The 18,442-nt window shown below is 72.2% G+C and carries 18 protein-coding genes; 12 read left to right on the top strand and 6 right to left on the bottom strand.

The features are described from left to right. The first annotated feature begins 147 nt into the window (after positions 1-147). Positions 148-1,092, top strand: coding sequence for an NAD(+) diphosphatase (gene nudC / locus ACFYMU_RS06165; protein WP_388368540.1), 945 nt, complete (start codon positions 148-150; stop codon positions 1,090-1,092). Between the two features lie 86 nt (positions 1,093-1,178). On the opposite strand, the gene ACFYMU_RS06160 is transcribed toward nudC, so the two are convergent. Next, positions 1,179-1,421 (bottom strand): mycoredoxin, encoded by a 243-nt coding sequence (locus ACFYMU_RS06160; protein WP_388368537.1) that lies wholly within the window; start codon positions 1,419-1,421, stop codon positions 1,179-1,181. Positions 1,422-1,617: 196 nt separating this feature from the next. Here ACFYMU_RS06160 and ACFYMU_RS06155 point away from each other — a divergent pair, with 196 nt between their 5' ends. The 4 genes from ACFYMU_RS06155 (at position 1,618) to ACFYMU_RS06140 (ending at position 5,173) form a co-directional block, all read left to right on the top strand. Further along, positions 1,618-3,822, top strand: a complete 2,205-nt coding sequence (locus ACFYMU_RS06155) for an ATP-dependent DNA helicase UvrD2 (RefSeq protein WP_388368534.1) — start codon at positions 1,618-1,620, stop codon at positions 3,820-3,822. Between the two features lie 166 nt (positions 3,823-3,988). Next, positions 3,989-4,309 (top strand): hypothetical protein, encoded by a 321-nt coding sequence (locus ACFYMU_RS06150; RefSeq protein ID WP_388368531.1) that lies wholly within the window; start codon positions 3,989-3,991, stop codon positions 4,307-4,309. A 175-nt stretch (positions 4,310-4,484) separates the two neighbouring features. After that, the gene (locus ACFYMU_RS06145; RefSeq protein ID WP_388368529.1) at positions 4,485-4,853 is read left to right on the top strand and encodes a WhiB family transcriptional regulator; all 369 of its coding nucleotides are present in this window, start codon (positions 4,485-4,487) and stop codon (positions 4,851-4,853) included. Beyond that, positions 4,850-5,173 (top strand): hypothetical protein, encoded by a 324-nt coding sequence (locus ACFYMU_RS06140; RefSeq protein ID WP_388368527.1) that lies wholly within the window; start codon positions 4,850-4,852, stop codon positions 5,171-5,173. The genes ACFYMU_RS06145 and ACFYMU_RS06140 overlap by 4 nt, the downstream gene beginning before the upstream one ends. A gap of 140 nt (positions 5,174-5,313) precedes the next feature. Here ACFYMU_RS06140 and ACFYMU_RS06135 read toward each other — a convergent pair whose 3' ends face one another. Both ACFYMU_RS06135 and ACFYMU_RS06130 read right to left on the bottom strand, forming a co-directional pair. Continuing rightward, positions 5,314-6,672 carry an ABC1 kinase family protein gene (locus ACFYMU_RS06135; protein WP_388368524.1) on the bottom strand — a complete coding sequence of 453 codons (1,359 nt, stop codon included), beginning with the start codon at positions 6,670-6,672 and terminating at the stop codon, positions 5,314-5,316. Beyond that, positions 6,665-7,888 carry a TOMM precursor leader peptide-binding protein gene (locus ACFYMU_RS06130; RefSeq protein WP_388368521.1) on the bottom strand — a complete coding sequence of 408 codons (1,224 nt, stop codon included), beginning with the start codon at positions 7,886-7,888 and terminating at the stop codon, positions 6,665-6,667. Before ACFYMU_RS06130 ends, ACFYMU_RS06135 begins: the two co-directional genes overlap by 8 nt. Before the next feature lie 214 nt (positions 7,889-8,102). Between ACFYMU_RS06130 and ACFYMU_RS06125 the strand changes: the two genes are divergently transcribed. The 4 genes from ACFYMU_RS06125 (at position 8,103) to ACFYMU_RS06110 (ending at position 11,988) form a co-directional block, all read left to right on the top strand. Continuing rightward, positions 8,103-8,699 (top strand): M48 family metallopeptidase, encoded by a 597-nt coding sequence (locus ACFYMU_RS06125; protein WP_388368518.1) that lies wholly within the window; start codon positions 8,103-8,105, stop codon positions 8,697-8,699. A 131-nt stretch (positions 8,700-8,830) separates the two neighbouring features. Beyond that, complete coding sequence (locus ACFYMU_RS06120; protein WP_388368515.1) at positions 8,831-10,525, top strand: TerD family protein; 1,695 nt, start codon at positions 8,831-8,833, stop codon at positions 10,523-10,525. 10 nt (positions 10,526-10,535) lie between these two features. Further along, entirely contained in the window at positions 10,536-11,216 is a 681-nt protein-coding gene (locus tag ACFYMU_RS06115) for an AIM24 family protein (RefSeq protein WP_388368512.1), read from the top strand. A 16-nt stretch (positions 11,217-11,232) separates the two neighbouring features. Beyond that, positions 11,233-11,988, top strand: a complete 756-nt coding sequence (locus tag ACFYMU_RS06110; RefSeq protein WP_388368509.1) for an AIM24 family protein — start codon at positions 11,233-11,235, stop codon at positions 11,986-11,988. Between the two features lie 111 nt (positions 11,989-12,099). Here the strand turns inward: ACFYMU_RS06110 and ACFYMU_RS06105 are convergent, their stop codons facing one another. Beyond that, complete coding sequence (locus tag ACFYMU_RS06105; RefSeq protein WP_388368506.1) at positions 12,100-12,621, bottom strand: NUDIX hydrolase; 522 nt, start codon at positions 12,619-12,621, stop codon at positions 12,100-12,102. After that, complete coding sequence (locus ACFYMU_RS06100) at positions 12,618-14,042, bottom strand: zinc-dependent metalloprotease (protein WP_388368503.1); 1,425 nt, start codon at positions 14,040-14,042, stop codon at positions 12,618-12,620. Before ACFYMU_RS06100 ends, ACFYMU_RS06105 begins: the two co-directional genes overlap by 4 nt. A 190-nt stretch (positions 14,043-14,232) precedes the next feature. On the opposite strand from ACFYMU_RS06100, the gene ACFYMU_RS06095 reads away from it, so the two are divergent. The 3 genes from ACFYMU_RS06095 (at position 14,233) to ACFYMU_RS06085 (ending at position 17,711) form a co-directional block, all read left to right on the top strand. Further along, positions 14,233-15,396 (top strand): SDR family oxidoreductase, encoded by a 1,164-nt coding sequence (locus ACFYMU_RS06095; RefSeq protein ID WP_388368501.1) that lies wholly within the window; start codon positions 14,233-14,235, stop codon positions 15,394-15,396. Positions 15,397-15,691: 295 nt separating this feature from the next. Next, the gene (locus ACFYMU_RS06090) at positions 15,692-16,153 is read left to right on the top strand and encodes a molybdenum cofactor biosynthesis protein MoaE (protein WP_388368498.1); all 462 of its coding nucleotides are present in this window, start codon (positions 15,692-15,694) and stop codon (positions 16,151-16,153) included. Positions 16,154-16,613: 460 nt separating this feature from the next. Then, on the top strand, positions 16,614-17,711 hold the full coding sequence (locus ACFYMU_RS06085; RefSeq protein ID WP_388368496.1) for a PDZ domain-containing protein: 1,098 nt from the start codon (positions 16,614-16,616) through the stop codon (positions 17,709-17,711). 113 nt (positions 17,712-17,824) lie between these two features. Here the strand turns inward: ACFYMU_RS06085 and ACFYMU_RS06080 are convergent, their stop codons facing one another. Then, complete coding sequence (locus ACFYMU_RS06080) at positions 17,825-18,367, bottom strand: PPA1309 family protein (RefSeq protein ID WP_388368493.1); 543 nt, start codon at positions 18,365-18,367, stop codon at positions 17,825-17,827. Positions 18,368-18,442 lie beyond the last annotated feature (75 nt).

Here is an 18,442-nt window from a genome sequence, read left to right as displayed (position 1 = left end):
CGGCCGCGCGGGCGGGCCGAGCCGCGCGGCAGACTGGAAGCACCACCCCACACGCCCAAGGCCCGCCCGACCCGGTCCCCTGCAGCCGTACGTCCCGCTGAACCACCCACCGAAACAACCGTTCCACCGGGGGAGTTGGAAGCACCCGTGACCACCTGGACCGACCACACCGCCGACCGGCCCATCTCGCTCACCGCCCCGAGCGGCGTCGACCGGGCCGCCCACCACCGGCTCGACGAGGCATGGCTCGCCGCGGCGTGGAGCCACCCCACCACCCGCTGCTTCGTGGTCTCCGGCGGTCAGGTCCTCATCGACGAGACGCCCGACGGCCGGACCGAACTCGTCATGACCCCCTCCTTCGAGGCACCCCTCACCGAGGCCCACCGCTACTTCCTGGGCACCGACGAGGACGGCGTGCGCTACTTCGCCCTCCAGAAGGACGCCCTCCCGGGCCGCATGGACCAGTCCGCGCGCCCGGCAGGCCTGCGGGAGGCCGGCCTGCTGCTGTCCCCCCGCGACGCGGGCCTGATGGTGCACGCCGTCGCCCTGGAGAACTGGCAGCGCATGCACCGCTTCTGCTCGCGCTGCGGTGAACGCACGGTCATCGCCGCCGCCGGTCACATCCGCCGCTGTCCCGCCTGCGGCGCCGAACACTACCCGCGCACCGACCCCGCGGTGATCATGGCCGTCACCGACGAGGAGGACCGGATCCTCCTCGGCCGCCAGGTGCACTGGCCCGAGGGCCGCTTCTCGACCCTCGCCGGCTTCGTCGAGCCGGGCGAGTCCATCGAGCAGTCCGTGCGCCGCGAGGTCTTCGAGGAGGCGGGCATCACCGTCGGGGCGGTCGAGTACATCGCCAGCCAGCCCTGGCCCTTCCCGTCCAGCCTCATGCTGGGCTTCCTCGCCCGGGCCACCTCCACCGACATCGACGTCGACGGGGACGAGATCCACGAGGCCCGCTGGTTCTCCCGGGAGGAACTGCGCGCCGCCTTCGACTCCGGCGAGGTACTGCCCCCGTACGGCATCTCCATCGCCGCCCGCCTCATCGAACTGTGGTACGGCAAGCCCCTGCCGACGAGAGCCACGGCCTGACGCGGTCCGGCGCGGAACACGAAGAGGGCGGTCCCCGGGTCACCCCGGGCACCGCCCTGCGCGACAGCGCCGCCGACGGCTGCCGCCTACGCGCCGATCCTCTGCTTGACCTGCGCCAGCGACGGGTTCGTCAGCGTGGAACCGTCTGGGAACAGTACGGTCGGAACCGTCTGGTTGCCCCCGTTCGCCTTCTCCACGAAGGCCGCGGACGCCGGGTCCTGCTCGATGTTGATCTCGTCGTACGCGATGCCCTCACGGTCCAGCTGGCTCTTCAGCCGGCGGCAGTAGCCACACCACGTGGTGCTGTACATCGTCACAGTGCCCGGCATGTCGGTTGCGCTCCTTCACGGCTTGGGGTGCGTGCTCGCTGAGAAGGCAACATATGTGAACCTTCCAGCATTCCCGCCGCCCGGACACCGGCCCTGCGACCGCGTCGCACGAGTGCCCACCGCATTCGTACGACCGCAGAGGTCTCCCTGTGGACAACCGCAGCACCCTTCTCCACCGGCCTGGCAGCATGGCGGGGTGACAGCAGCAACGCACTCCACCCTTTTCCCGCGAGTACCGGACTCGGCCGACGCGGTGCTCGAAGGGCTCGACCCGGAGCAGCGCGAGGTGGCGACCGCCCTGCACGGCCCGGTGTGCGTGCTGGCGGGCGCCGGCACCGGCAAGACGCGGGCGATCACCCACCGCATCGCCTACGGCGTCCGCGCCGGTGTCCTTCAGCCCTCCAGTGTGCTCGCCGTCACCTTCACCAACCGTGCGGCCGGTGAGATGCGCGGCCGCCTCCGTCAGCTCGGTGCCGCCGGTGTCCAGGCCCGCACCTTCCACTCCGCGGCCCTGCGCCAGTTGCAGTACTTCTGGCCGAAGGCAGTCGGCGGCACCCTTCCGAGGATCATCGACCGCAAGGTCCAGATCGTCGCGGACGCGGCCGCGGCCTGCCGCGTCCGTCTCGACCGCAACGAGCTGCGGGACGTCACCGCCGAAATCGAATGGTCCAAGGTCACCCAGACCGTCCCCGCCGAGTACGCGGCCGCGGCCGCCGCGTCAGGCCGCGACGCGCCCCGCGACCCCGCCGAGGTGGCCCAGCTCTACGCCGCCTACGAAGACCTCAAGCGCGACCGCGGAGTCATCGACTTCGAGGACGTCCTGCTCCTCACGGTCGGCATCCTCCAGGATCGGCACGACATCGCGGACGAGGTCCGCGCCCAGTACCAGCACTTCGTCGTCGACGAGTACCAGGACGTCAGCCCCCTCCAGCAGCGCCTGCTCGAGCTGTGGCTCGGCGACCGCGACAGCCTGTGCGTCGTCGGTGACGCCAGCCAGACCATCTACTCCTTCACCGGCGCCACCCCCGACCACCTCCTCGACTTCCGCGTCCGCCACCCCGGAGCCACCGTCGTCAAGCTCGTCCGCGACTACCGCTCCTCGCCCCAGGTGGTCCACCTCGCCAACGGCCTCCTCGCCCAGGCCCGCGGCCGCGCCGCCGACCACCGCCTCGAACTGGTCTCCCAGCGTGCCCCCGGCCCCGAGCCCGTCTACACCGAGTACACCGACGAACCCGCCGAGGCCGAGGGCACCGCCCGGCGCATCCGCGACCTGCTCGCCGCCGGCGTGCCCGCGGCCGAGATCGCGGTCCTGTTCCGCACCAACGCCCAGTCCGAGATCTACGAGCAGGCCCTCGCGGATGCGGGGGTGCCCTATCAGCTGCGCGGCGCCGAACGGTTCTTCGACCGCCCCGAGGTGCGCAAGGCGGGCATCGCCCTGCGCGGAGCGGCCCGTTTCGGCGCCAACGACACCCTCCTCGACGGGGCCGTCGACCTGCCGTCCCAGGTCCGCGCCGTCCTCTCGGGGGAGGGCTGGACCACCGAACCGCCCGCCGGTTCCGGAGCCGTCCGGGAGCGCTGGGAGTCGCTGGCCGCGCTCGTGCACCTCGCGCAGGACTTCACCGCGGCCAGGCCCGACGCCACCCTCGCCGACCTCGTGGCGGAACTCGACGAGCGGGCCGGTGCCCAGCACGCCCCGACCGTGCAGGGCGTCACCCTCGCCTCGCTCCACTCCGCCAAGGGTCTTGAATGGGACGCCGTCTTCCTCGTCGGGGTCGCCGAGGGCATGATGCCGATCACTTACGCGAAGACCGCCGAGCAGATCGAGGAGGAGCGCCGCCTCCTCTATGTCGGCGTCACCCGCGCCAGGGAACGGCTGCACGTCTCCTGGGCCCTGTCCCGCTCACCCGGCGGCCGCCCCAGCCGGCGCCCCAGCCGCTTCCTGGACGGACTCCGTCCCGGTTCGTCCGGCGGCGGTCGTGCCCCGACCGGCGGTACCGGGGGGATCGGCGGTGTCGAGCGAGGCCTCGGCGCCGTCGGTACGGCCGGCGTCCCGCGCCGTACCGGCAGAACGCCCGCCCGCTGCCGGGTCTGCGGACGCACGCTGTCCGAGGCCGGTGAGATGAAACTGATGCGCTGTGACGACTGCCCCTCGGACATGGACGAGGGCCTGTACGAGCGGCTGCGCGAGTGGCGGGCTGTCCAGGCGCACCGCAGCGGGCAGCCCGCCTTCTGCGTCTTCACCGACCGGACCCTGATCGCGATCGCCGAGGCGGTCCCCGGCGACGAGCGCGAGCTGGCGCGGATCCCGGGGGTCGGAGCCCGCAAGCTCAACCGCTACGGCGCCGACGTTCTGGCCATCTGCGCAGGTCGCGACGGTGCGGGAGGGGGCGGTGCCGACTGATACGAACTCGTCGAGAAAATAGTTTGCGCATGCCCGGGCAATCCCCATAGGTTCTTAGGCACGGGAACAGGGGCCTTCTCGAAGGCCCCGGTTCCGTGCTGTACTTGCTATCCGTCGGACTGGCCTCACCACCAGTCCCCCGAGACGCCGAGAGGAGGCGATTGAAGTGATCAGCATCAACACCAGCTCCATCCGCACCGCCAAACTGACCGATCGCTCGGTCGTCTCCACATGCCTGCTCGGCGGCTTCGACCTGGGCACTGGTCTGTCCGGCATTCGTGCCGTCCGCCCGGTGTCTCCCCTGTCTCTCGCGGATCTTCCCGTCCGTGAGCGCAATGAGCGACCGACCAAGGCACTGGAAGCGGTAGCGGCACAGGCGCAGGCCTATGCCTTTGCGGCAGCCGGTGCCGGATTCCGGAAGCAGGCGACGCAGCACCACCTGATGTGGGCCTTCCGTGGGCCAAAACCCTGGAGTGATCCAGCCTGATCGCCGATCAGGCCGGCGCCTTCAGGGCCGCGGAACCCCACCCGGGATCCGCGGCCCTTCTGTTTTCCCCGAACGGGGACGGCGGAGCGAAGGGGCCTCGGGACAGAGCAGAACCCGGTACCCAGCCGACATCCGGTCCAACAGGACCGGGACGACCAGACGAGGAAGACGAACCGTGCAACTCGAAGCGCACGCCCCGTCCGTACCGCCTTCCGACACGATCCCCCCGCCCGGCCTCACGGAGGACTCCACCTTGATCCCGCTCACCGCGCTCACCGCGCTCGACGACGCCATCGAGAACCTCGGCGTACCCGTCCCCTGCCGCTCCTACGACCCGGAGGTCTTCTTCGCCGAGTCGCCGGCCGACGTCGAGTACGCCAAGTCCCTCTGCCGCACCTGCCCGCTGATGGAGGCGTGCCTCGCCGGCGCCAAGGAGCGGCGCGAGCCTTGGGGCGTCTGGGGTGGCGAGCTCTTCGTCCAGGGCGTTGTCGTTGCCCGGAAGCGGCCGCGTGGTCGCCCGCGCAAGAACCCGGTCACGGCATGAACACCGCAGGAACGATCGACCGCCCCCTCACGTACGACCCCACGAAGCAGGCCCCGATGAAGCCGTCCACCAACGAGCCAGCAGGCTCCGCGACCCCAGACGTGACCACCACCGGCGCGAACGCCTCGCGTCAGAACAGGACCCGAGAGATGCAACTCATCCCAGAAGCCCTGGCTCGTGCGCATATGCATGACCGGCTGCAGGAGGCCGAGCGGGAACGACTGGCCGTGCGCCTGGCGGTGGCCCGCCGGATGCAGCGCCGGGCCGAACGCGCCTCGATGCGCGCCCGCCGCGCGCTCGCCATGGCCGTCATGCAGTAGCCGACGACGCCCGACAGCGGCAGAACGTCAGGGGGCCGGTCCGAACGGGCCGGCCCCCGCCGTGCGTGGTGGGCGCGGAACGGCGCCCGCGGCGACGTCCGGCGTGGTGTAGGCGCGGGTCGCCGGACGTCCGGTCCCGTTCATGCCTCCTCGGCGGGTTCCTCCTCCGGCAGGAAGCCCGGTAGCCACTCCTCCAGCTCGTCGCGCAGGCGGACCGTGGCGCCCAGTTGGCACAGGACGCCGATCGTGCTCAACGTCACCCGGTGGATCAGGAGGTACGCCGGGGGGAGGTTCAGCCGTTTGCCGAGCTGGTGGGCGGGGGAGCGGGGGTCGGCGATGCGGGCCGCCTGGCTGCGCATCCAGCCTCGGGTGAAGGTGAACTCGTCGGCCTGGGCGGGTTCGATGATCGGGAGGAGGTAGTCGAGGACGGCGTCGGGGTCGAGGTCGATGGACTCCTTGACGAAGCCCTCCTCGCAGAGCAGTTCGTAGACCGACTGGGCGTCGCCCTCCAGGGTCAGGCGCAGCGAGTGGCCGATCGGCGTCGGCAGTCCCTCGGCCAGACGGTCGACCGTGCCGAAGTCCAGGACGCCCAGGCGCCAGCTCTCCTTCCCGCCGCCGTCGGTGCCGGGGAGGAGCCGGAAGTTGCCCGGATGCGGATCGGCGTGCAGGAGGCCCGTGCGGGCGGGGCCGGAGAACAGGAAGCGGGCCAGCAGCTGGCCGGCGCGGTCCCGCTGTTCCCGGGTGCCCTCGGCGATCACCTCCGAGAGCGGTATGCCGTCGATCCACTCGGTGACGAGAACCTGGTCGCTCTGGTGGACCACGGCCGGCACCAGGACATCGGGGTCGCCCGCGAACTCCTCCGCGTGTGCGCGCTGCGCCTGTGCCTCCAGCCCGTAGTCCAGCTCCTCGGAGACGCGGTCGCGCAGCTCCGCGATCAACGGTTTGATGTCCATGCCCGGGATCAGGGGCCCCAGCAGGCGGGCGAAACGGCTGAGCTGGTTCAGATCGGAGAGCAGCGCGTCACCCGCTCCCGGGTACTGGACCTTGACCGCGACCTCCCGGCCGTCGTGCCACACCCCGCGGTGCACCTGTCCGATCGAGGCCGCCGCCGACGGCTTGTCCTCGAACTCCAGGAAGAGCTCGTGCCAGTCCTCGCCGAGGCGCTCCTCCAGTGCGGCGTGCACCGTGCGGGTCGGCATGGGTGGTGCCGCCTCCTGAAGCTTGGTGAGGGCAGCGCGGTAGGGTCCGGCGACCTCCTCGGGCAGCGCCGACTCGAAGACGGACAGGGCCTGCCCGAACTTCATCGCGCCGCCCTTGAGCTCGCCGAGCACCTTGAACAACTGGTCGGCCGTCCGCTGCTGCAGCTCGCGGCCGACGATCTCCGCGGACTCGCCGACGATCCGTTTGCCGAGTCCCCAGGTGGCCCGCCCGGCGAAGCCGAGCGGGAGCGCGGCGAGCTTGGCGGTACGGGTGACCGCCTTCCGGGGAAGATCAGACATGCGCCCTCCAGGTCCCAGACAGCCGTGCCGCGTGCGCCCTGCGAGGCAAGGTCCTCGACGGCCGTTGCTCCGCCATTGTCTCGTGCGGGGCCCCGTCCTTTGCGGTGTGTTCTCCCTTACCTTTCTCCGCCGCGCCGCATCCGCATGCGGGATGGGCCCACACCGGTCGGGCGTGCCAGTCCAGCCGGGGCACGGACGTCTCCCAGCGGGCGCCCGCGCTGGAGGGCGGTTCGCCGTCCAGGAAGGCGAGTGCGTGCCCGGCGGCGACTCCCGCGACGGCCGTGGCCAGGGCGAGGTCGCACGCCTGGGCCTGCCGCGGCCGGCCCGAGCGCCACTGGGCGACCAGGCGCGGCCAGGTCTCGTCCCGGTCGGCGCGGGACCGCTCCAGGCAGCCCGCGCAGCCGGTGCGGCCCGGCAGGACGAACGGGCCGACCACCCCCGTGCCCTCCACGACCCCGGCGTACAGATGGGGCGTGCCGGAGTCGATCAGCGGCTCGGCGGTGAAGGGGTCGGGGGCGTGGACATCGAGGCCGTCGCGCGGCGCCAGGATCACCAGGGAGAGACCGGGGCCCGGTTCGTCGTGCGGACCGCGGCGTGATGCGCGCTCCCGGCGCGGCGGCCGCTCCGGGGCGGACGCACGCACCACGCGGCGGGCCGCCTCCTCCCTGCGCCTGCCGACGGAGTCCGCCGGCAGGCCGCCGGGTGCCACGTCCCACGGCTCGACACAGCCCGTGTCGCGGACGTCGACCTCGCCGACGCCGGCCCCCGCCAGCAGCGAGGCGAGGACGACCCCCACGCGGCCCGCGCCGCGGACCTGGACGCGCAGGGAGCGGCGGGCGGCCAGGCGCCGCGCGGGCTCCCCGGGTGTGCGGGTCACCAAGGACAGCGACGCGAGATCGGGGCGGAGGCGGTCCAGGACGGCCGCTCTCGCGCGGAGGGCGTCGGCGCGGGAGCCACCGCCCGTCGCGTCGTCGAGCAGGCCCGCGCCGGACAGGTGGTCCACGAGCGCGTCCACGTGGCCGTCGGGCAGGCCGGAGCGACGGCCCTCCTCACGCAGCAGCGGCAGCCCGCGGGTGCCGTCGAGCAGGTCGAGGAAGCTGCCCGTCGCCGTGTCCACCGGCCCCAGCACCATGGCGTGTGCGGGTGTCATCCCGAACTGCACGGTGTTCAGATCTCGCCAGCCGCGCCGCAGCGCGGGCTTCACCATCGGATGCATGAGCGGCCCCCGTCGTTCGTCGTGCGGTCCCGTTCATCAGCGGATGTGGTGGTCTGCCGACGTATGGCAGCATGCCTGGAACGGCCCGCGTCGTGCGGCAAGTTGTCCACAGGCGGAGGTGTTCGTCGTACGAATTGAGCGCGTGAGGCGTGGATCGGGAGGGAACCGTCCCGGAGGCGGGACTTCCCCCACGCGCAGCGGGTAACGTCAGGGCGTGCCCGCCGACCCACTGCACCGCGCCGGAACGCCACAGCGCAGCACGACGAGCCAGCCGCCGAGCGGCTCGTGGGCGAGCGCGATCGAGGTCCGCAGGAGCACGCGACGGCGCAGAACGGTCTCCGCGTACCGCGAGGGCGATCGCACCGTCGTACTCATCCCCGCCCGGATGTCCGAGGCCGAGGAGCAGCGCTGGGTGAACGTCATGCTCGACAAGCTGGCGGCCCAGGAGAGCAAGCGGTTGATCGGCGACACCGAACTGGCCGAGCGCGCCGAGCGGCTGTCGCTGCAGTATTTCGACGGGCGGGCGCGGGCCGCCTCGGTGCGCTGGGTCACCAACCAGAACACGCGCTGGGGCTCGTGCACCCCGTCCGAGGGCAGCATCCGGCTGTCGCACCGGTTGCAGGGCATGCCGGAGTACGTCGTCGACTACGTCCTGCTGCACGAGCTGGCGCATCTGCTCGTACCGGGACACGGACCGCGTTTCTGGCGGCTGCTGGAGGCGTATCCGCGCACGGAGCGCGCCCGTGGCTATCTGGAGGGGGTCGTCGCGGCGGGCCGGCTGCCCCACCAGGTCGCGCCGCGCGAGGAGTAGCCCGCCGTCACCCGGCGGTCCCTGGAAGAGGCGGTTGTGTACCGGGTCTGTACCGGCTTCCGCCGTTCCGCGGGTTTGCCGTTAGCCTGGCGCGACGCACTCACATTCGGGATGGGGGACGGTCGTTACGCATGGCCAGGGAATTCCAACGCGGCCACAAGGCCAGGATCAGTGACCTCACCACGGGCACGGATCTGTACGTAGGCGTACAGATCGCCGCACCCGGACTGACCTTCGACATCAGCTGCTTCGGTCTGGACGCCGACGAACGGCTCTCCGACGACCGGTACTTCGTCTTCTTCAACCAGCCGAAGACCCCGGAGGAGGCCGTTCAGCTCCTCGGTTCTCAGGCGGGCGACACGCAGTCCTTCCGGGTCACGCTCGACAAGGTCCCGCCCCAGATCCAGAAGCTGTCCTTCACGGCGACGATCGACGGCGCCGGGCAGATGTCGCAGATCTCCCCCGGATACCTGAGGATCGTCGCGGGCGGCGAGGAAGTGGCCCGCTACTCGTTCAGCGGTTCGGAGTTCACCACCGAGCGTGCGGTCATGCTGGGGGACCTCTACCTGAAGGACGTGTGGCGCTTCGCCGCGGTCGGCCAGGGCTTCGACGGCGGTCTTGACGCGCTGCTGAAGAACTTCGGCGGCGAGGTCCTCGAGGAGGAGGCGCCCGCCCCGGCGCAGCAGCCGCCGGCCGGTGCCGCACCGGGCTTCGCCCCGCCCGCCCAGGGTGCCGCCCCGCCCGCGTTCGCGGCCCCGGCCGCACCCGCCCCGGCACCGGTGCCCGCCCCGCAGCAACCGCAGCCCGCTCCGCAGGGCTTCGCGCCGCCCCCGGCGCCCGCGCCCTCCGCCCCGGCACCGGCGCCCTCCGTGCACGCCGCGCCGACCATCGTCGCGCCCCTGCACACCCCGCCCGGCGGGACCGTGCCGCCGCCGGGCCCCGCGCCGTACGCCCAGCCGCCCGGCCCGCCCGGCCCGCCGCCCGGGTACGGCCAGCAGCCGCCGGCCGCGCCGATGCCCCCCGGCTACGGCCAGCAGCCCCCGGCCGCGCCGATGCCCCCCGGCTACGGCCAGCAGCCGCCGTACGGCCAGGCCCCGGGCCCGTACCCCGGCCAGCCCGGCGCCCCCTCGCCGTACGGTGCTCCCCAGGGCGCCCCGCAGGGCGGCGCCGGAGTGGCCGCCGCACTCCAGGCCTTCAAGGAGACGCCCACCGGGCAGCGGTGGACACAGCAGAACAAGAAGCTCGTCCGGGTCGACCTCGGCATCGGCGGCCAGCCGGTGCTGGCCCGTCAGGGCAGCATGGTGCTCTACCAGGGCAAGGTCGACTTCGGCTACAAGGGCGCCGGCTTCGCCGGACGGATCGTGGGCAACGCGACCGGCCAGGAGATGCAGCTGATGCGCTGCACCGGCCAGGGCCAGGTGTTCCTCGCTGAGAACGCCGCCCATCTGCACCCGATCGAGCTCCAGGGCGACGCGATCTGCGTCTCAGCGGAGAACGTCCTCGCCTTCGACGAGTCCCTCCAGCACGAGGTCCGCCGCATCGAGGGGCACGGCATCCCCGGCGGCGCGCTGTTCACGATGCAGTTCCAGGGCACCGGGACGATCGTCGTCAAGACCCACGGCACGCCCGTGGTGCTCCCCGTCACACCGACGACGTTCGCCGACTGCAACGCGGTCGTCGCCTGGTCGGCCGCCGCCCAGGTGATCGTCTCCAGTCAGGTGCGCATGCGCCGCAACGCCTACCCCGGAGACACCGGGGAGAGCGTCAACCTGCAGTTCCGGGCGGCGCCCGGCAATTTCGTCGTCGTCCAGCCGTACGAGGTCTGAGGGAGCCGTCATGAACCAGCCGCTCGCGGGCTACGCTCCCGCACCCGTCAGCGCCCGCATGGAGAACCACGGCAGCCACATGCTGAAGGTCGCCATGCAGACCGGAAACGACCTCTTCGCCCGCGTGGGGTCCATGGTCGCCTACGAAGGGTTCATCCAGTACGAGCCCAACCCTCCCGCCGTGCGCCAGATCGCGCGGGACTGGATCACGGGCGAGGGCGCGCCGCTCATGAAGTGCTCCGGCGACGGCCTGCTCTACCTGGCCGACTACGGGGCGAACGTCGTCGTCATCAACCTGGGCGGCGACGCGATCTCCGTCAACGCCACCAACCTGCTCGCCTTCGACGCGCACCTCCAGTGGGGCGTCGAACGCGTCAAGGGGCTCGCCAAGTTCGCCGGGCAGGGCCTGTGGAACACGAAGATCTCCGGTCAGGGCTGGGTCGCCCTGACCTCCCGGGGCAAGCCGATCGTGGTCGACTGCGGCGGCGGCGAGGACGAGACGTACGTCGACCCGGACGCCCTCGTCGCCTGGTCCCCGAACCTGAAGGTGAAGGGCAAGCGCAGCTTCAAGGCCCAGTCGCTCATCGGGCGCGGCAGCGGCGAGGCGTACCAGATGGCGTTCTCCGGTCAGGGCATCGTGGTCGTCCAGCCCAGCGAGGACAGCACCGACCGCCTCCGGATCCGGGGCTGAGGGGGAAGCGCACACCATGCAGAGCACGCTTTTCGGCTACAACGAGCAGCAGACCCAGGAGCGCTACAGCCTGCAGAACACGCAGATGCTGCGCATCGTGCTGGAGGGCCACGACGACATCCTGGCGCGCAAGGGCACCATGGTCGCCTACCAGGGCCTCGTCGAGTTCGACGCGGAGTACCAGAACAGCAGCCAGCACCGCGCGCGTGCGCACACGGGCGAGGGGCTGGACCTGATGCGCTGCCACGGGCAGGGCACGGTCTACCTGGCGAATCTCGCGCAGTACGTGCACATCATGGACGTCGAGCAGGACGGGCTCACCGTCGACAGCAGCTACGTCCTGGCGATGGACTCCTCGCTGCATCACGAGGTCATCGCCGTGGACAGCCAGTACGGCATCTCCGGCTCCGGCAAGTACCAGCTCAACATCACCGGCCGCGGCAAGGTCGCGCTGATGACGTCGGGCGCGCCTCTGCTGATGCAGGTCACGCCCGACAAGTACGTCAACTGCGACGCCGACGCGATCGTCGCCTGGTCCACCGGCCTGCGGGTGCAGATGCAGGCCCAGACGCACTCCTCGGGGGTGTGGCGCCGGCGCGGCAGCACGGGTGAGGGCTGGGAGCTCAGCTTCATGGGCAGCGGGTTCGCACTCGTCCAGCCCAGCGAGCTGCTGCCGCCGCAGAACGCGGTGATCGGCCAGGGGCTGCGGGCCCAGTACGGCATGGGGCAGAACGGGGCGCGGGGCCAGAACCAGGGCAACGTCTGGAGCTGACCGGACGGTTCCCCGGGGGAGGCCGTCCGGGACGCACCGGCAGACACACGGGTGAGGGGCGGCCGCCGTCGCGGCCGCCCCTCACCCGTGGCCGAGACCCGTGGCCGGGCGTCACAGCCTCGCGCGCGTGGCCTCCAGCAGGCGGACGACCGACCCGTCCGCCACGTCCGCCACCTCGTGGTAGGCGAACCAGCGCACGTCCAGCGACTCGTCGCTGACCGCGTACTCGGCACCGGGCGGCGCCACCACGGCGTACTGGACGTCGAAGTGCCAGTGGCACGGCGCGGGGATGCGATGCCGGTCCAGACGCACCGGGCCGCCCGGAAGCGGCGTCAGCCCGTCGATGCCCGACTCCTCCGCGGCCTCGCGCAGCGCCGCCGCCCGGAGCGTCGCGTCGCCCGGTTCGCAGTGGCCACCCGTCTGGAGCCACATCCTCAGCTTCCTGTGCAGGGTGAGCAGCACCCGGCCGCGTGCCGGATCGACGACCAGCGCGCTGGCCGTGACGTGTCCCGCGTGGCACGACTTCCACACGCCGTCCGGGTGGGCCGCCAGGTGGTCGAGATACGCCTGGCGCAGCTCCTGCTGGTCCTCGTACCCCTTGAGCACGAGGACCGTGTCGTCGTACAGCCTCACTCGGTGTCGTCGCCCTTGTGGAGATCCGGCTTCTGGGCGGGGCCGCCGTCCGTCGCCGGGCCGCCGCCGGCCGCCTCGCCGAGCATCTTGTCCAGCTCCGAGAAGTCCAGCTGCTCGCGGTGCACGAAGCCGTCCGGGTCGTCCAGGTCGGACGCCGTCGGCAGCATGTCCGGGTGCGCCCACAGAGCGTCACGGCCGTCCATGCCGCGCGCGTCCGTGAGCGACGCCCACAGGCGGGAGGCGTCCCGCAGACGGCGCGGGCGCAACTGGAGACCGATCAGCGTGGCGAACGTCTGCTCGGCCGGGCCCCCCGTGGCACGGCGGCGGCGCAGGGTCTCGCGCAGCGCGTCCGCGGAGGCCAGACGCGGCTTCGCGGCCGCGTGCACCACCGCGTCGACCCAGCCCTCGACGAGCGCCAGCGCGGTCTCCAGACGGGCCAGCGCGGCCTTCTGCTCCGGCGTGTCCTCCGGCTGGAACATGCCCTGCTGGAGCGCCTGCTGCAGCTCTTCCGGATTCTGCGGGTCGAACTGGCCGACCACGTCCTCCAGCTTCGCCGTGTCGACCTTGATGCCGCGCGCGTAGCCCTCGACCGCGCCGAACAGGTGCGAGCGCAGCCAGGGCACGTGCGCGAACAGCCGCTGGTGGGCGGCCTCGCGCAGCGCGAGATACAGCCGCACCTCCTCCATCGGCACGCTCAGGTCCTTGCCGAACGCCTCGATGTTCAGCGGCAGCAGCGCGGCCTTGCCGGACGGGCCGAGCGGCAGGCCGATGTCGGTCGAACCGACGACCTCGCCCGCGAGCACGCCCACGGCCTGCCCGATCTGGGTGCCGAACATGGCGCCCCCCATGGACCGCATCATGCCGATGAGCGGGCCCGCCATGGCCTGCATCTCCTCCGGCAGCACGTCCCCCATGGCCGCGCCGACCCGCTCGGCGACCGGGTCGACGAGGTCCTTCCACACCGGCAGGGTCGCCTCGACCCACTCCGCGCGGCTCCAGGCCACGGCGGAGCCCGCGCCGGACGGCAGCGAGGTCGCTCCGTCGAGCCACAGGTCGGCCAGGCGGACGGCCTCCTCGACGGCGGAGCGCTCGCCGGGGCTCACGCTCGCGTCCTTGGTGCCGTCCGAGGTGCCCTGGGAGACCGTCTGGCGGGCGATCTGCTTGGCCATGTCCCAGTTCACCGGGCCGCCCTCGTACGAGAGCATCTGGCCCAGCTGCTGGAAGGCGGCGCCCAGGTCGCTGGGGTTCAGGGAACCGAACATCGCGGCGAGCGGGTTGTCGCCGCCGGCTCCGGGCCCCCCGAAGCCGAACGGGTTGGCCGGACCCTGACCACCGCCGCTCTGCTGGTCCTTCTTCTTGCCCTCGTCGCCGTTCTCCGGCTCCTCCGGCGGAAGGCCGAATCCGAATGGGGTGTCACTCACGGGATTCCTCGGCTGGTAAGGCCACCGGCTCCTCCGGCGGCTGGCTGCCCGACAACACCACCCAGCGTAGACACCCCGGCCCGATCGGGCCTGAGTGCTTCGCCGACACCTGGCCTGCGGCAGGATGGATGCCACCTGGTACGCACGCGTGCACCGCGTCCGTACTGAAGACAACCGCTGGAGACGCCCGGTGAGTTCCCCAGATCCGCAGGTTCGCGCAGCGCGAAACCATTCGGCCCGCCCGTCACCCGACCACGGCCCCCGGGCGGCGCCGCAGCGCGCCGGCGAGCCCACGGCCGTCCGCGGACCCGTCGTCGCGGTCACCGGCGCCGCGTCCGGCGTCGGCGCGCTGCTCACCGAGCGGCTGGCCGCGTGCGAGGAGGTCAAGCAGGTCGTGGCCATCGACGAGCGGCGCGGGGAGTGCGCGGCGGCGCAGTGGCACATCCTGGACGTGCGGGACCCGGCGATCGCGGACAAGCTGCGGGGCGCGGACGTCGTGGTGCACCTGGCCCTCGACCTCGATCTGGAGACCGATCCGGCGGCGCGCACCGCCTACAACGTCCGGGGGACGCAGACCGTGCTGACGGCCGCCGCGGCGGCCGGCGTGCACCGGGCGGTGCTGTGCACCTCCGCGATGGTGTACGGCGCCCTGCCCGACAACGAGCTGCCGCTCTCCGAGGACGCCGAGCTGCGGGCGACGGCCGAGGCGACCGCGGTCGGGGACCTGCTGGAGATCGAGCGGCTCGCGCGGCGGGCGCCGCGCGCCCACCCGGGTCTGAACGTCACCGTGGTACGGCCGGCCGTCCTGGTCGGAGGCACCGACACGGCGCTGACCCGGTACTTCGAGTCGCCGCGCCTGCTGGTGGTGGCCGGGTCGAGGCCCGCGTGGCAGTTCTGCCACGTCGAGGACCTGTGCAGCGCCCTGGAGTACGCCGTCCTCGAGAAGGTGGACGGGGAACTGGCCGTCGGGTGCGACGGGTGGCTGGAGCAGGAGGAGGTCGAGGAGCTGAGCGGGATCCGGCGGATGGAGCTGCCGTCGGCGGTCGCCCTGGGGGCGGCGGCCCGGCTGCACCGGATCGGGCTCACGCCCTCGCCCGCCGGGGACCTCGCGTACACCATGTACCCCTGGGTGGTGAGCGGCAGCCGGCTGCACGAAGCCGGGTGGCGGCCGCGGTGGACGAACGAGGAGGTCCTCGCCGAGCTGCTGGCGGAGGTGTCCGGACGGCACACCGTCGCGGGCCGGCGGCTCGGCCGCAAGGACGCGACGGCGGCGGGGGCGGCCGGCGCGACCGTCGCGCTGCTGGGGGCGGCCGCGGTGGTGCGGCGGGCACGGAAGGCCCGGCGGCGCATCTGAGGGACCCGGCACCGGTCCCACGGCGCGGGCCGGTGGACCGGCCGGGCCCGCGACCGCCGGGGCGCACGGACGCCAGAGGTCCGGTACGGGGCGGTACGGGGCGGTGCGGGGAGGCGGCACACGGCGGATAGCGCCGCGGCCGTGGCGGACGGCGCCTCGGCCGCGGGCGCGGACCGCCCGGGAAGCCGGTGCCGGCCGGGCGCCGGCCGCGCACCGGCCGTGGACGCACCCGCCTCGTGCGCGAGCCCGAGAACCGCTGTTCCTCCCTGTCGGTGGTGTGCGGCACGATGGAGCCATGGCACCCAACAGCGACCATCCCGGTGAGCAGGCGGCGGACGACCCCGTCAAGCTGCTCGCGATCCGCGACACGCCCCTCTCCCTCGACGAGGTCTTCCGGGCCGTCGGGGACGACGCCGCGGGGGGCACCGCCCTGTTCGTCGGGACCGTGCGCAACCACGACGGCGGGGCCGACGTCGAGGAGCTGGGGTATTCCTGCCACCCCACCGCCGAGGCCGAGCTGCGGCGGATCGCCGAGAAGATCGTCGCGGAGTACCCGGTGCGGGCGCTCGCGGCCGTGCACCGTGTGGGGGACCTGCGGGTGGGCGACCTCGCCGTCGTGGTCGCCGTGGCGTGCCCCCATCGGGGCGAGGCGTTCGACGCCTGCCGCAGGCTGATCGACGATCTCAAGCACGAGGTGCCCATCTGGAAGCACCAGAGGTTCTCCGACGGCACGGAGGAGTGGGTCGACGCCTGTTGAGCCCCGCCTTGGGCCCCGCCGTGTGCCGCCTCGCGGAGCACCCGGTTTCGCGCGGCTTCACGCAGCGCACGTCTCCTCGCCACTCCTCCCGAGGGCCGACGGATCTCTCACCGCCCTCCGGTTGCGTAACCGCACCCCCGGCGTGAGCGTTGAGACTGCGGATGATTAATCTGCTGATCAGTCAGTTGCGGTCGCTCATGGGGTTGGGAGGTCGGCATGGCGGCGCTCGCCTGGTTGCTGATTCCGCTTTTTGCCGCGATCGGTGCCGGACTGTGGGGCAGTTGGGTCAGCCGTCACCGCACGACGGCGGGCGACGGCTCCGAGCTCGCGGGGTACGCGCGGTTCCGCGCGGCCATGGAGAGCCCCACTCGGGCGGCTGAGCACCCGGGACGGCGGGAGCCGTCCGCTCCCACGGACGCCCCGACGGTGCGCTGACAGGGCTGTCCCGTACTGTCGTTCCATGCCACGCCGCACCGCGACGATGCTCGCCTCGACCCTGATGCTGATCGCGCTCCTGTGCGCGGGAGTGTTCATCCAAGTGCCGTACTCGGAGTTGTCCCCGGGTCCCACGGTGAACACCCTCGGCGAGCACGGCGGCGAGCCGGTGCTGCAGATCTCCGGGCACGAGACCTATCGGACGACCGGTCATCTGAACATGACCACCGTCCGGGTCACCAGCGCCGACTACCGGATGAACCTCGTCGAGGCCGTCTACGGGTGGCTCGCCCACGACAACAAGATCGTGCCCCACGACACGCTCTACCCGGACGGCAAGACCGAGGAGCAGTCCACGCAGGAGAACGCGGAGGAGTTCTCCCAGTCGCAGGAGAGCGCCAAGGTCGCCGCCCTGAAGGAACTGGGCATTCCCGTGAAGTCCTGGGTGATCGTCTCCACCGTCCTCAAGGAGTCGCCCGCCGAGGGCAGGCTGCACGCCGGCGACGTCGTCAAGGCCGTCGACGGCACGGCCGTGAAGGCGCCCGACGACGTCGCCAAGCTGGTCACCCGGCACAAGCCCGGCGAGGACGTCGTGTTCACGATCATTCCCGCCAAGGAGCAGGCCGCCGCCGAGAAGGCGCACAGGACGGCCACCGCGACGCGGAACGTGACGATCACCACGGCGAAGTCCCGCGACAGCGGCCGGCAGCGGGCCATCGTCGGGATCTCCGCCGGAACGGATCACACGTTCCCGTTCACCATCGACATCAAGCTGGCCGACGTCGGCGGACCGAGCGCCGGTCTGATGTTCGCGCTCGGCATCTACGACAAGCTCACTCCGGGCAGCCTCACCGGCGGCCGGTTCGTGGCCGGCACCGGCACCATCGACGACGGTGGCACGGTCGGCCCCATCGGCGGCGTCGAGATGAAGACCGTCGGCGCGCGCAGCAAGGGCGCCCAGTACTTCCTGACGCCCAAGGACAACTGCGCGGCCGCCGCCAAGGACGTCCCCGAGGGGCTCACGCTCGTCAAGGTCAACACCATCGACGACGCTCTGAACGCCCTCAAGGACATCCGCACCGGCAGGACCGCGGACCTGCCGAAGTGCACCACCAAGGGCTGAAGCCGAAGAACCGGAGGCCGGAAGGCGGGGCGGGTCTCAGTCCTCGAAGGCCGTCTCAGTCCTCGAAGAACGGTCTCAGTCCTCAAAGGCGGTCTCAGTCCTCGAAGGCGGTCTCAGTCCTCGAAGGTCGCCGACAGCGCCTCCGCGAGCCCCGGCACCAGGTCGGGACCCGTCAGCACCTCCGTCGGCGAGTCCTTCTCGCGCAGCCGCAGCGCCGACTCGCGCGCGCCGTCCCGCAGCACCCCGACGGTCATCCGCACCTCCTGGCGGTCGGGGTGGGCGGCGACCCACTGCGTCAGCTTCTCCTGGCTCAGCCCCTCGGGGACCTCGGCCTCCGCGGACGGCGGAAGCATCAGCCGCTCCACCGTGAGTGCGCAGCCGGTCACCGCGTCGGGCCAGGCGATGGTGCCGAGGAACTCGTCCAGCGGCCTTCCGGCGGGGACCTCGTCCTGCTCGATCGGGGTGAGCCCGGCGGTCGCGGACTCGTCGGTCAGGCCGAGCTGGGCGGCGAGCGCGGGCTCCTGGGCCCGCAGCCGGGCGGTGTCTACCAGCGCGAACAGACGAGCGGGCCGGTCCCAGCCGAGGCCGGAGGCGTACTCGTCGATCTCGAGCACGGCCCGGGTGAGGGGGCTCGCTGCCATGGGTGTGTTGGACATGGTCACAATCCTGCCTCGTTCTCACCCGGAAGCGGGAACCGAGTAAAGCGCCAGTAAGTTGCATAGGTGGGGCTC

This window comes from Streptomyces sp. NPDC007264 (genome assembly GCF_042869095.1).
Classification (GTDB): domain Bacteria; phylum Actinomycetota; class Actinomycetes; order Streptomycetales; family Streptomycetaceae; genus Streptomyces.
The sequence above is the reverse complement of the archived record's forward strand: the minus strand, read 5'-3'. Positions and strand labels throughout refer to the sequence as shown.

Coding starts and splice junctions, on each gene's coding strand:
- ACFYMU_RS06110 (WP_388368509.1), top strand. CDS start 11,233: ATGCAGAGCACGCTTTTCGGCTACAACGAGCAGCAGACCCAGGAGCGC.
- ACFYMU_RS06140 (WP_388368527.1), top strand. CDS start 4,850: ATGAACACCGCAGGAACGATCGACCGCCCCCTCACGTACGACCCCACG.
- ACFYMU_RS06090 (WP_388368498.1), top strand. CDS start 15,692: ATGGCACCCAACAGCGACCATCCCGGTGAGCAGGCGGCGGACGACCCC.
- ACFYMU_RS06085 (WP_388368496.1), top strand. CDS start 16,614: ATGCCACGCCGCACCGCGACGATGCTCGCCTCGACCCTGATGCTGATC.
- ACFYMU_RS06160 (WP_388368537.1), bottom strand. CDS start 1,421: ATGCCGGGCACTGTGACGATGTACAGCACCACGTGGTGTGGCTACTGC.
- ACFYMU_RS06130 (WP_388368521.1), bottom strand. CDS start 7,888: ATGCATCCGATGGTGAAGCCCGCGCTGCGGCGCGGCTGGCGAGATCTG.
- ACFYMU_RS06135 (WP_388368524.1), bottom strand. CDS start 6,672: ATGTCTGATCTTCCCCGGAAGGCGGTCACCCGTACCGCCAAGCTCGCC.
- ACFYMU_RS06120 (WP_388368515.1), top strand. CDS start 8,831: ATGGCCAGGGAATTCCAACGCGGCCACAAGGCCAGGATCAGTGACCTC.
- ACFYMU_RS06080 (WP_388368493.1), bottom strand. CDS start 18,367: ATGTCCAACACACCCATGGCAGCGAGCCCCCTCACCCGGGCCGTGCTC.
- ACFYMU_RS06115 (WP_388368512.1), top strand. CDS start 10,536: ATGAACCAGCCGCTCGCGGGCTACGCTCCCGCACCCGTCAGCGCCCGC.